This window comes from Aurantiacibacter gilvus, assembly GCF_038289935.1.
In the GTDB taxonomy this organism is placed as follows: domain Bacteria; phylum Pseudomonadota; class Alphaproteobacteria; order Sphingomonadales; family Sphingomonadaceae; genus Alteraurantiacibacter; species Alteraurantiacibacter gilvus.
Genome location: NZ_JBBYHV010000002.1, coordinates 614,940 through 627,037, shown reverse-complemented (window position 1 = coordinate 627,037; position 12,098 = coordinate 614,940). Strand labels below are relative to the sequence as shown.

13 protein-coding genes are annotated in these 12,098 nt (G+C 63.6%); 5 read left to right on the top strand and 8 right to left on the bottom strand.

Annotated elements, in window-relative coordinates:
* Positions 1–124: 124 nt before the first annotated feature.
* The 5 genes from AAEO60_RS12930 (at position 125) to AAEO60_RS12910 (ending at position 5,449) form a co-directional block, all read left to right on the top strand.
* On the top strand, positions 125–577 hold the full coding sequence (locus tag AAEO60_RS12930; RefSeq protein WP_341674123.1) for a hypothetical protein: 453 nt from the start codon (positions 125–127) through the stop codon (positions 575–577).
* 88 nt (positions 578–665) lie between these two features.
* Positions 666–1,376, top strand: a complete 711-nt coding sequence (locus AAEO60_RS12925; protein ID WP_341674122.1) for a hypothetical protein — start codon at positions 666–668, stop codon at positions 1,374–1,376.
* Complete coding sequence (locus AAEO60_RS12920; RefSeq protein WP_341674121.1) at positions 1,373–1,828, top strand: hypothetical protein; 456 nt, start codon at positions 1,373–1,375, stop codon at positions 1,826–1,828. Before AAEO60_RS12925 ends, AAEO60_RS12920 begins: the two co-directional genes overlap by 4 nt.
* A 27-nt stretch (positions 1,829–1,855) precedes the next feature.
* A complete protein-coding gene (gene gltX, locus AAEO60_RS12915; protein ID WP_341674120.1) occupies positions 1,856–3,187 on the top strand; it encodes a glutamate--tRNA ligase in 1,332 nt (443 codons plus the stop codon).
* A gap of 102 nt (positions 3,188–3,289) precedes the next feature.
* A complete protein-coding gene (locus tag AAEO60_RS12910; protein ID WP_341674119.1) occupies positions 3,290–5,449 on the top strand; it encodes a TonB-dependent receptor in 2,160 nt (719 codons plus the stop codon).
* Between the two features lie 100 nt (positions 5,450–5,549).
* Here the strand turns inward: AAEO60_RS12910 and AAEO60_RS12905 are convergent, their stop codons facing one another.
* From AAEO60_RS12905 to AAEO60_RS12870, 8 genes are all read right to left on the bottom strand, one after another.
* Positions 5,550–5,753, bottom strand: a complete 204-nt coding sequence (locus AAEO60_RS12905) for a hypothetical protein (protein WP_341674118.1) — start codon at positions 5,751–5,753, stop codon at positions 5,550–5,552.
* A 33-nt stretch (positions 5,754–5,786) separates the two neighbouring features.
* Positions 5,787–6,236: a hypothetical protein gene (locus AAEO60_RS12900; protein ID WP_341674117.1), complete on the bottom strand. Its 450-nt coding sequence runs from the start codon at positions 6,234–6,236 to the stop codon at positions 5,787–5,789.
* A 295-nt stretch (positions 6,237–6,531) separates the two neighbouring features.
* A complete protein-coding gene (locus AAEO60_RS12895; RefSeq protein WP_341674116.1) occupies positions 6,532–7,554 on the bottom strand; it encodes a methyltransferase in 1,023 nt (340 codons plus the stop codon).
* A gap of 911 nt (positions 7,555–8,465) precedes the next feature.
* Positions 8,466–9,257, bottom strand: coding sequence for an alpha/beta fold hydrolase (locus AAEO60_RS12890; protein WP_341674115.1), 792 nt, complete (start codon positions 9,255–9,257; stop codon positions 8,466–8,468).
* A 123-nt stretch (positions 9,258–9,380) separates the two neighbouring features.
* A complete protein-coding gene (locus AAEO60_RS12885; protein ID WP_341674114.1) occupies positions 9,381–9,977 on the bottom strand; it encodes a nuclear transport factor 2 family protein in 597 nt (198 codons plus the stop codon).
* A 29-nt stretch (positions 9,978–10,006) separates the two neighbouring features.
* Positions 10,007–10,561, bottom strand: a complete 555-nt coding sequence (gene dcd / locus AAEO60_RS12880; protein WP_341674113.1) for a dCTP deaminase — start codon at positions 10,559–10,561, stop codon at positions 10,007–10,009.
* Positions 10,562–10,633: 72 nt separating this feature from the next.
* Positions 10,634–11,575: a hypothetical protein gene (locus AAEO60_RS12875; RefSeq protein ID WP_341674112.1), complete on the bottom strand. Its 942-nt coding sequence runs from the start codon at positions 11,573–11,575 to the stop codon at positions 10,634–10,636.
* Between the two features lie 78 nt (positions 11,576–11,653).
* On the bottom strand, positions 11,654–12,022 hold the full coding sequence (locus AAEO60_RS12870; protein ID WP_341674111.1) for a c-type cytochrome: 369 nt from the start codon (positions 12,020–12,022) through the stop codon (positions 11,654–11,656).
* Positions 12,023–12,098: the final 76 nt, after the last annotated feature.

Below are 12,098 nucleotides of genomic sequence, written 5' to 3'. Positions count from 1 at the left end.
GCCGGGGCCCTTTTCTTTGTTGCCTCCAGCAGGTCCGACCTCTGGATAGATAATGCAAATCACTTGCAATAAGGAGTACGGGGGCTAGGTTGGCAGGGAAACGAACAGCAGTACCGAGGTCCCCATGCAGCAACCCGCCCGTCCACTTGCCCTGCCTGCCGCCGATGCCGCGACCCGCAGCCAGGTGGTTGCAGCGCTCGCCCGCCCGCGCATGGCGAACGACTATTCCGAGACGGTAATGACGCTGGTGCTGTCCATCCGCCTCATGGCCGCCGCCATGCGCAGCAACATGGACCCGGTGGTCGAACTCACGCGCAGGCTGAATTCGCTGACCGCGGCAAAGTCCGTGCTCGACCTCGCCAGGGCCTGCTCGCAGGCCTGGCCCGAGAACGTCGCGGTGAACCGGCCATGCTGCCACGCGCTGTCTCCCGACGAGGCGGTGTTCGCGGACATGGCTTCCGCAAGTCTTGCTGCCGACCGCGACGCCTTCTCCGCCGTACTCGACGGGCTGGTACGCCGCGAGCGGCACGACGGGCTCTACGCCGCAATGACCCGGGCGGTTGCCAGCGTCGCCTGACCCTTCGCAGCCTCCCATCTCTCTGGCTTGGCGGCGTTCATCGGCAAGCGCTAGCCTGCCCCCTTCACAGGGAAGAAGGGGTAACGAGATGATTCGCCGTTCAATTCTGGCCGCCACCGCCGCGGTGACCGCCTTCACCGCCATTCCGGCAGCAGCGCAGGTGGTGGTCACCGCATCGCGGCAAGACCGGTCCGCCACCAATGCCTATTTCACCGCCAGCGGCCCGGCTGCCATCGGGGTGACGCGCCGCGCGGACTATTTCGTGACGCCGCTGTTCGTAAGCTCCGACAGCCGCGACCCGGACCTGCGGTCCGAGGAACTGTTCGGCATGCTCGCCGATACCATCGCCCGCGCCGAGCAGGCCGGGATCACGCTGGTGGCCGGCCAGTACACGCTGGAGCCGGTGACCGCGGCCAACATGCGCGAGCTGCGCATCATGGGCGGCAACCGTCCGGACACCAGCCGCGTGCAGATCTACGCCCGCATCCCGCTCACCAGCGACGAGGCCCGCGTGCGCGACACCAGCCAGCGCATCGCCGCCTTCGTGGCAGATATCCCGGCGCAGGGCCGGTCCTTCATCGACGTCGGTACCACCGCGCTGGCGATCGACGACCCGGAGCAATACCGCGCCGACGTTGTGCGTCACGTGGCCGAGGAATCGACCCGCTATGCCGGCATGTTCGGCAATGGCTACGGCGTCGAGATCCGCGGGCTGGAGGGCGACCTCTACTGGCAGCAGGCCAGCGAGACCGAGGTCTTCCTCTACATCGAGCACAATTTCGTGGTCCGGCCGCGATGATCCGGACCTGCTGCGCGACCGCGCTACTCGCGCTTGCTGGCTGCTACCCGGCGCCCGCCGACGATCCGCAGCCGGCCGAAGCGCCTGAGGCAACACAGGCCGAGCCCCGTACCGCCGAAGCGCCAGCACCGGACACGCTGGCGGGCGAATTTCGAGTCGCCGGGATTGACGGTGAACCGCTCGACGCCCCGCAGGGAATAGCACTGTCCGTCGATGAAGACGTAATCGACTTGCTGCCGTGCGCGGGCCTGGTCTGGGACTACACGTACATGGATGGCGCGCTCGAAACGCAGCGGCGGCAGATTGATCCGGTTGGAACGCTATGCCGGCCAACGCCGGAGACGGTCTTGGCTGCGGAGGCGATCGACGCGGCCACGCAAGCGATCAGAACACCTTCGAACGGTATCCGGCTTTCCGGCGGCGGACATTCGCTCACACTCTACTCGCAATAGGCCACGAGCCGCGCTAACTGCCTGCGCATGACTACCGTCACCCGCTTCGCCCCATCGCCCACGGGCCGCCTGCATGTCGGCAATGTGCGCACGGCGCTGCACAACTGGCTGCTGGCCAGAAAGGCCGGCGGCAAGTTCCTGCTGCGGATCGACGATACCGATGCCGAGCGGAGCCGCGAGGAATATGTCGAAGCGATCCGCGAGGACCTCGCCTGGCTGGGCCTGACGCCCGACGGCGAGGAGCGCCAGTCCGAACGGCTGCCGCTCTACGACGAGGCTTTCGAGAAACTGCGCGGCGAAGGGCGCGTCTACCCCGCTTACGAGACCCAGCAGGAACTGGAACTCAAGCGCAAGATCCAGCTGGGGCGGGGGCTGCCGCCGATCTATGATCGTGCGGCGCTCAAGCTGACCGACGCGGAACGCGCGGCGAAAGAGGTCGGGGGCATTGCCCCGCACTGGCGTTTCAAGCTCGACCACGACGAGGCCATCACCTGGGACGACGGAGTGCGCGGGCTCCAGAAATTCGATCCCGCCCAGCTTTCCGATCCGGTGATCCGGCGCGCGGACGGGTCGTGGCTCTACATGCTGCCCTCGGCGGTCGACGATATCGCCATGGGCGTGACCGACGTCCTGCGCGGCGAGGACCATGTTTCCAACACTGCCACGCAAATTCAGATGTTTACCGCACTCCATGCTGCACCCCCGCGCTTTGCGCACGAAGCCTTGCTGGTGGGCAGCGAGGGCAAGCTGTCGAAGCGCCTCGGCTCGCTGGGCTGCGACACTTTCCGCGAACGCGGGATCGAGCCTGAGGCGCTGGTGGCGCTCTTGGCACGGCTCGGCACCAGCCAGCCGGTCGAGCCGATTGCTGCGCGGGAAACGCTTGTAAACACGTTTGATTTGTCGACCTTCGGGCGCGCGCCGGCCAGGTTCGACGACGCCGAGCTGGACCGGATCAACGCCGCCATCGTCCACCAGCTGGACTTTGCCGACGTGGCGGATCGCCTGCCCGAAGGCATGGACGCGGCGGCCTGGCACGCGATCCGGCCCAACCTCGAAACTGTCGCGGGTGCGTCGGACTGGTGGCAGGTGGTCACCGGTCCGGTCGCGCCGCCCGCGTTCGACGACGAGACTCGCGCCTATCTTGCCGCAGCCGCTGATGCGCTGGCCTGGTCCGACACGCCGTGGGCAGACCTCACCGCCAGCCTCAAGGCCAGTACCGGCCGCAAGGGCAAGGCGCTGTTCCTGCCACTGCGGCAGGCGCTCACGGGGCGCGACCACGGGCCGGACATGGCCGAGCTGCTGCCGCTGATCGGCGAGGACGAGGCGCGCAGGCGTCTTCGCACCGCCGGCACGGCCTGACGAAAATGTTGCACCTGCTCACTTGACGTTCACGCCGCAGCGTCTAGATGCTGCATGATATATTGTATCAGTCCCTGTAACAGACAAGGTCGCTTCCCCCCAATGACCAACCGTTCGCCTGCTTTGCTCGCTTCCGTCGCGCTCGCCTGCCTGCTGCCCGCCGCTCCTGCCCTGGCGCAGGACGCGCCGCCCGAAGACATCGCCGAAGAGCCGCGTTCCACCGCTGACGACCTGCACAACGTCATCCTCGTGACGGCCGCTGGCGTTGACCGGCTCGACGTGGTGGCCGGTACTTCGGTCATTTCCGGGATCACCCTGCAGCGCGAAAGCGCGGGCCAGATCGGCGACGTGCTCGACCAGATCCCCGGCGTCACCGCCAGCGGCTTCGCCCCCGGTGCCTCGCGCCCCGTGCTGCGCGGCTTCGGCGGCGAGCGCGTGCGCGTGCTGACCGACGGGGTCGGCGCGCTCGATGCCTCGGGCGCCTCGGCGGACCACGCGGTGTCCGTCGACCCGCTGATCGCGGACCGCATAGAAGTGCTGCGCGGCCCCGCCGTGCTGCTTTACGGCAGCTCCGCCATCGGCGGCGCGGTGAATGTCATCACCAAGCGCATCCCGCCGCGCCTGCCGACCGAGCCGGTGCACATCGATGCTCTGGCCGGTGCCGACACTGCGGCCAACCTGCGCGAAGGCGGCCTGTCGCTCGACGCGCCGCTGGGCGGCGGCTTCGCCTTCCACATCGACGGCTCCTACCGCAACACCGACGATATCGAGATTCCCGGCTTTGCCGCCACGCCGGACCTGCGCGCCGACCTGCTGGCAGACGCTGCCGAGGAAGAGGAAGAAGGCCATGTCGACGAAGCGGAAGAGCTGCGCGAAGGCGCCAATACCCGCGACGTGTTGCCCAACTCCTGGACCGAGGCGACCTCCTTCGGCACGGGCCTCGCCTTCTTCTCCGGCGACAGCAATATCGGCGTCTCCTTCGACTATTACGACACCAGCTACGGCGTGCCCGGCCTGCCCGGCGTGGGCCATGTCCACGGTGAGGAAGAGGAAGACCACGACGAAGGCGCTGAAGGCGGCGAGGAAGAAGAAGGCCCTGTCTCCATCGGCATGAAGCGCTACCGCGTCGACCTGCGCGGCCAGCTGGACCTGGGGGACGGCTTCTTCGACCACGTGCAGACGCGCTGGGGCTGGTCCGACTACACCCACACCGAATTCGAAGGCGACGAGACCGGCACCGTCTTCGACGTGCAGGGTATCGAGGGCCGCATCGAGCTGGTGCAGGCGCGCCACGGAATCTCGCGCGGCTCGATCGGCGCGCAATATTCGCACGTCGATTTCGAAGCCATCGGGGCCGAGGCCTTCGTGCCGCCCAGCGTCACCGAGAACTTCGCCGTGTTCACCCTGCAGGAACTCGACTTCGATGCCATCGAGGTCGAGGCCGGCGTCCGTTACGAGCACACGTCGGTGAGCGAGGGCGTGCTCAACCGCGAGCGCAAGTTCGACACCTTCTCGGGTGCGCTGGGGGCGAGCTACACCCTGTTCGACGACTTCCGCCTCGGCGTGAACCTCAGCCACGCGGAGCGCGCGCCGTCAGCGCAGGAACTGTTCGCGGATGGCCCGCACATCGCCACCCAGCAGTACGAGGTCGGCAACGACGCGCTGGACGTCGAAAGCGCCTGGGGCGTCGAGGGCTACCTGCGCGGCGAGATCGGCGCGGTGCAGGTCAATGCCAGCGTCTATCGCAACTGGTTCGACGATTTCATCTACCTCGCCGAAACGGGGCTGGAGGAAGACGGCCTCGACGTGTTCGAATTCCTGCAGCAGGATGCCGACCAGTGGGGCCTTGAAGGCCAGGTCACCTTCCCGCTGCTGCACAACGGCGAATTCACCCTGCTGGGCGACCTGCGCGGCGACTATACCGAGGCGACGCTGGCCAACGGCGACCCGGTACCGCGCATCCCGCCGCTGAGCCTGTCCGGCGCGCTGGAAGCCCAGACCGGCCACTTCGACATTCGCGCCGAGGTGGAGTGGAACGATGCCCAGAACCGCGTCGCCCCGCTGGAAACCCCGACCGACAGCTTCACGCACGTCAACCTGTCCGTGGCCTGGCACCCCTTCGAGGGCGCAAGCAACCTGACCGTGCTGGCTGCCGTCGATAACCTGTTCGACGCGGAAGGCCGCCGCCACGCCAGCTTCACGAAGGAGTTTGTGCCGCTGCAGGGCCGCAACTTCCGCCTGAGCGTGCGGTCGAGTTTCTAGGTTGTCGTTGAGCTCGGGGCGTCGGCTTCCGGGCGGCGCGATGGAATCGTTGGCGGGTGAGAGGGGATGGTTAGCTGCTATCGAAAATTCAGCGCAGCGATCATTCGAGTTCTTGCTTCGGAAAGAAGCGCTCTCCGATGAAGTCGATGACTGCCAAGGCAATCCCAAACCAGAAATCCGAACGATCAGCAGTCCTCACTGCTCCTCTCCCAGAAGTCACGTCGAGTTCACCGAGGTTGGCAGAAGAGTGACATGTCCGCAATCGGGCCGAAAGCGGACCGGTCACAGCCTTGGTCAGGCGCATCGACCAGTCCGCTATGCTTGATTGCAGTTCGTGTCAGTCGTTCCAGACCTGACGACGTAGCAATATTTCACTACCCAAAGTGCGATACTCCGCGCGACCAGCAGATGCCTCCTGCATCTGTTCCGCGGTCATGGCCATGTGAGCCCGCATGGCTTCGCCCCTGGCTCGGCCTTCCTCAGGTGTCGTCCACTCGGTGTAGCGGGTCAAAAGATAGACATCGGGTTCGCCTTCGCGAGCGTGGACGTTGGTCAGGATCTCGTAGCTGTCGATCCAACCCTGTTCGACTTGAAAGTCCATCGACCGCCGCCAAAGTGTCGCGAGGTGATTGGCATAATCGAGTCCGTGACCATCATCTATATGGATGGCACTCACGTTCACGTATTCGGCTGGCCGCAATGGCGGATCATCCTGTGCTGCGACCATGGCAGGATTAGCAATGGCTACCGACAATATGGCAGCAGTAGAAAGAAGCAATTTTTTCATGAAGTCCCCCTGTTTGAAGCACGGCGTTAATCGCCGCATACTTGCCCAGGAGGCGCGCGCCCCTCACAAAATACTTAGCCCCCCGAACAGTTGCAATGAGCCCGAAGGTTAACGGCCTGTCAAGCTAAGAGGATTTTCTACCATAAGCACTTATGATCGCTTCACTTCTCGGACATTCGCAATCGGGTCGTTAACGGCTGGTCCGCTCCTCGCCTATTGGCAGCTCGTAAGACTAGACTAGAACTGGGTCGAAAGCGGTCGTTGGCCAGGATGGGCCATGCGTCAACTGTCTCATCTATTTGTAGGCTATGGCGGCACTACTTGGACCCGCAAGGTGCATCACCTCGGTCTTCTTAAATCCGGCCTCCGTGCACCATGCGGCGAAGTCAGCTCCTGTATAGTCGAAGGCATCACCACCCTCGATCAACATGTTCAGGCTCATCATTAGGCCGAATACATTCTCCCGCCGAGCATCGTCGATAAGTTGCTCTATCACGATGTAGGCGCCACCTTCGGGAAGTGCATCATAAGCCTTGGCAATGAGCATCTTCTTCGTCGGCAGGTCCCAGTCATGCAGGATCATGCCCATGGTAATGACATCGGCTTTTGGAAGGTCGTCCTTAAAGAAGTCGATCGCGCGGGTGGTCACCCGTTCACTCAACCCGGCTTCTGCGATCTTGGCCTGCGCAATCGGTTGGACGGGCGGCAGGTCCGCCGTGAGGCAGCTCATGTGCGGATTGGCCCGAGCCACTTCTATTGCCAGGATACCTTCCGCTCCCCCAACGTCACAGTGTGTTTGGTATGGAGAGAAATCGAAATCTGCAGCGAGAGCCTTGAAGTTGCCGGTTGAAATGCCACTCATGGCGGACAGGAACTGCTCGAGGCTTTCCTGACTGGAGTAGGCGGTCTCAAAGATCGACGCCATGCCTCGCTTGGCCTCATTCTGGGCCTCGCCAGTCTTTAGTCCCTCGCCTAGGTCTTCCCAAAACGGGTAGAGCCTGTCGTGCGCCATCTCCAGAAACCCGCCGATGTAGGCTGAACTTGCCTTGTCGAGGAAAAGGGCCGCTTCCTCGCTGTTGTGATAGCGTGCCTCGGGACCCTCACCATCTCGCTCGAGAAATCCTAGCGCCACCAAGGCATCTGGAAAGTCGGGAATGGCACGTGGCGCAAGGGCGAGCTTGTCGGCAATTTCCTCGCCGCTCATGCTTTGACTGCCCAGCGTCGTGAACAAGCCAAGTTTGGCGGCGGTCTGCAAAGTCCGCGCGGGCCAAAATCCCATGCCAACCTGAATGATCCTCTCAGGTGTCAAACTCGTCATCTCACCCCCCCCTTGCTCAAGCGATGCTTGGTAACATGACAAGAAGATGTGGCCCAGTGGGATCGCCTTGGGCCAGGCCTATTGAGTTAAAGAAAGCCCGCCGGCTGGAATTGGGTGGAAAGCGGACTTTCGCTCCGCTGGGACATGATCCACTTTCTCCGCGGATTTGGAGCGACTCCACGCGGAATGATAAAGACCCTGTTCGAACTCAGGCTCCGTCGGGAGAGGGAAGATGCACAGAACGGCGGTTCCATTGTCGATGAAGACGGCCCGCGACGAAGTTCTGATGGCTCTTTCTTCCCCGACTCAGCAAATGGCAGATGTTCATTGCCAACGCGCTGCTCGTCTCTTGAAGGATGCAGTCTGCTCGATTCAGGCCCACCCAAAATCCCATTATGACTGGTCTTTGTTGCGTTCGCAGGCAACGCCATGACAAGCCATAGTCTGCAGTTGGGTGGAGAGCGGACGTCTGCCAAGCCCTTCCCAATCGTCCCTATCGGCCCCTCCGGCGAGCAATCTTAATGGCCCCCCAAACGATGAGACCGACCGTAGCGGCAATAGCGAAAGAGGGGAGCAGCACTTGCGTCAAAAATCCCTTCTGACATGAGGTACCAGGCGCACAGTCTCCAAGCGCGTCAGCGACAAGCAAGAACAAGAAGATTGGCGTACCGACGAGAGTTGAAGCGATGCAACCCCACCTCTCTTCTGTAGAGCGTCCAGTATAGCCTTCGTCATCCATCGGGGTAGGATAGCCGCAACAGCCGTGTCCGCAATCGGGTCGCAAGCAGAACGGCAGGTATCCTGCGTCCGGTAATCAGAAGCGGACCGACTGCTTACGGCCCAACAAGAGATGTTACAGTGGGACTAGTCCCTGCATATGCCCTCGATTTGCGAACCGGCCAGTTGCAGTATTATTTCGATCCTGAGACGCTGGTCGCATCCAGAATCACGCGGACGGTCTCCTCTGGCTGATCCCACATCGGGAAGTGTCCGCTACGCTCGAACCAGTGCAGCGTCGCTTCAGGGAAGGCTTTCATCGCGCGATCCGCCTGCTGCGGTAAACACAACCGATCCTTACGTCCCCAGCCGATGACAACCGGTGCAGCCGTGTTTGCGGGACCCGCTTGCATCGCGCCGTTGGCGAGGTCCTTCACCAGCGAATTGACAGTGCGCGTATCAGCCAATGACTTCAGTTCACGCGCGACGAATGCCGGGTCGAGCGCCCAAGGCCTCGCTGAGAGCTGGGCCATCAGCGCTGTCCGTCCTGCGACATTTCCGGTGATGGCAGAAAGCGCCGGTCGCAGCGCGCGAACCAGGGCAACCGAAGGCGTTATGGTGGCTTTGAAGAACGTCCGCTCCCACCCATGCCAGAAGCCACCCGGATCCAGTGCGGCGACCGCGCCCGATTGGCCGCGCCGCGCCATCTCGAGCACCAGGCGAGCGCCCAACGAACTACCCACCATATCGACCCCGATGAGATTTTCGGTGCGGAGCCAGCTGTCCAGACTGCGCGCAAGTCCGTCGAACGTGCCGCTATCGGCCTCTTCGGGTGTCTGCCCGTGGCCGGGCAGGTCAACGGCGATTACCTCCCTGACTCGAGAAAGAGCAGGCGAGATCGTGTCCCACGAGCCGCAGGTCGCCCCCAGTCCGTGGACAAGGAGGAGGGGTTTTCCGCGCCCCGTGCGCGTGTAGTGCATGGTCATGTAATGGTAACGTCTCACACCGACTTATGGGCCCGTGGATGTCTACATTGCCGAAGGTGAGGCCAAGAGCGGACGGTCCGCTTCCGGGTCGTTAGCGGTCAGTTCGCTCCAAGCGCCAATTTTCTAGACTTCGTCGTAGTGAAACGGCGCGATTACCGCCTTGGGGTGGGCTTCGTATTCGAAGCTGGGCGGGCGGTCCGGCTGCAGCCCGTCGGTCGAGCGCAGCAGGGCGACGCCGCCCTTGTGCCAGCCTTCCTCGTATTCGGCGTAGAAGTTGATCACGCCGTGCAGGCTGGCGATGCGCCACTTGCCGTTCTCGCGGACGTAGGAGTTCTCGTAGGTCGCCTCGCCCCAGCGGCCTTCGCGGCCGATGAAGCCGACCATCATCAGCGTGCGCCAGCGGCCCTTGGCCGTGCCCGCCTCGCTGTCGATGTGGAGCACCGGCTGCAGCTGCATGTGGTTGTAGATCGTGCCGTCCACGTAGGGCGGCAGGTGGTGCAGGTATTCGCGCACCCGGTCCTGCCCGACGTAGACGCCGCGCCCGGCGATCTCGAGCGTGCCGTCCCTGGCGAAGAGGTCCGCCGCCTTGTCGAACAGGCCCTTGTCGACATAGTAGCCGTAGGCCGCCTGCAGGTTCATCAGGTCGCGGTAGTCTTCCGCCGCGAGTGCGCGCGTTTCGAGCGCCTCGATCCGGGCGAGCAGTTCTTCGGTTGTCGGCATGTGTCCTCCCTTTCACGCGGAGGAATAGGTCACAATCTCGGCAGCGTCACCCCGCGCTGGCCCATGTATTTGCCCGCGCGGTCGGCATAGGTGACTTCGGGCCGCTCGTTGCCCTGCAGGAACAGGAACTGGCAGGCGCCCTCGTTGGCGTAGATCTTCGCGGGCAGCGGCGTGGTGTTGGAAAATTCCAGCGTCACGTGGCCTTCCCAGCCCGGTTCCAGCGGGGTGACGTTCACGATGATGCCGCAGCGGGCGTAGGTGCTCTTGCCGAGGCAGATCACCAGCACGTCTTCCGGGATGCGGAAATATTCCACCGTGCGCGCGAGCGCGAAACTGTTGGGCGGGATCACGCAGACGTCGGTCTCGCGGTCGACCAGGCTGTCGCCGTCGAAATTCTTGGGGTCGACCACGGCGGAATTGACGTTGGTGAAGATCTTGAATTCGGGCGCGACGCGCGCGTCGTAGCCGAAGCTGGAGAGGCCGTAGGAGATATTCCCCTCGCGCCGCTGCGCCTCCACGAAGGGCTCGATCATGCCATGTTCGAGCGCCTGGGTACGGATCCACTTGTCGGAAAGAATCGCCATGGACGAGGGATTCCCCATGTGAGGGCGGGGGGCAAGCTGTCGGCGAGAACTTTCCCCCTTTCCGGTTCGCTCCTATTCGCCCGCGACGGTGAAGCGGGTGAAGAAACCGCTTTCCATGGCATCGGGAATTTCCGCGGTGATGCCGTATTCGCCGGGTTGGAGATCGACCCGGAAATAGCCTGTCGCGCCTTGCGGCATGTCGTGGATGCCGCCCACGAACCGTGCCGGTGCGGGGGTCTGCTGGCCATCGACGGGGAAGAAGTCCGGCCATGCTGCTGCCGCTTCGACATCGGTATCGTCGTCGATGCGGAAGACATGGGCGTCGTGCCCGACGAAATCGTTGTAGCGGCGCTGCTCCGCGAAATTGACCCGCACGGTATTGTCGCCGCTGACGAAGGCCCCCTCAGCGATGTCGTAGCCGTCGTTGGTCACGGTCAGCGTCACATTGGCATCGGGTTCGGCCATGCCCCCGTCTTCGGCGAGCACTGTCAGCGGGAAAACCATGCCGAACTCGCCTGGTGTCGGATTGTAGTTGTGCTGCACGCCGTTGGTCTTGACGTAGCATTCGACGATGTAGTTGCCGGGTTCGAGGAACATGGTGGCTTCGCCGGTGACGCCGTCGGACATCATGCCCGGCCCGCCCATCCAGACGAGGTCTGCCACCCAGGCCGGCATTGTCGCCGAGATGGCGGCGGCGGTTTCGAAATCCCCGGCGATAGCCGCGGTAAGGCTGGCTTGGATCGGCCGCACCACCAGTTCGTCGAGCATTTCCGCGGTCACGCCCTCGGGCAGGCGGTAGACCAGCGCATGGTGCGTCATGCCGCCTTCGTTGACGACGCGGATCGTGGTCCAGCCGGAGTTGATCGTGTCGGGGCCGGTGAAGGACAGGCCTTCGACCTGCAATTCAAGGACGTTGGGCTGCGCGACCTCGGTCGGGTCGCCTTCCGGCTCCGCTTCGCCTGAACAGCCCGAAAGAGCTGTCGCCAGTGCGAGCGCGATTGCGAAATGCTTCATTTGGTTTCCCCCCGGTCCGGAACGGCCGGGAGAAGAAGAGCATGTCAGGCCCGGCCATTCAAGACCGGTTCCCGCGTGTCAGGACTCGTCCTGCTCCGACCGCAGGCGCAGCATGTAGGCGACCAGCGAATCCACCTGGTGGGGTTCGAGGTGCACGCCCATCTCGGTGGGATAGTTGTGCGCTTCGTTCAGCCAGGCGGTGAGCGAATCCGCTGTCATGCCGGGCCGGTTGATCACCTCGCGAAAGGTCGGCGCATGGTCGTTGGGGGATTCCCCGCCCAGCGACACGGCATGGCAGCTGGCGCAGGAATCGCGCGCGATCAGCATGCCCATCGAGGCATTGCCTTCGTAGGGTGCGTCAGTGCCACTGGTCGCGCAGGCACCCAGGGCCAGCAACATGGCGGCCAGGGTGAAAGGTACTGCGGGGTTGGTTTTCGTTACAGCCATGCGGCCTGCTCTCCGGATCTTGCCTGAAAAATCAGGTTGGACCCGGAGCGGAGGCTTGGCAAGTGGCTGTAATCCG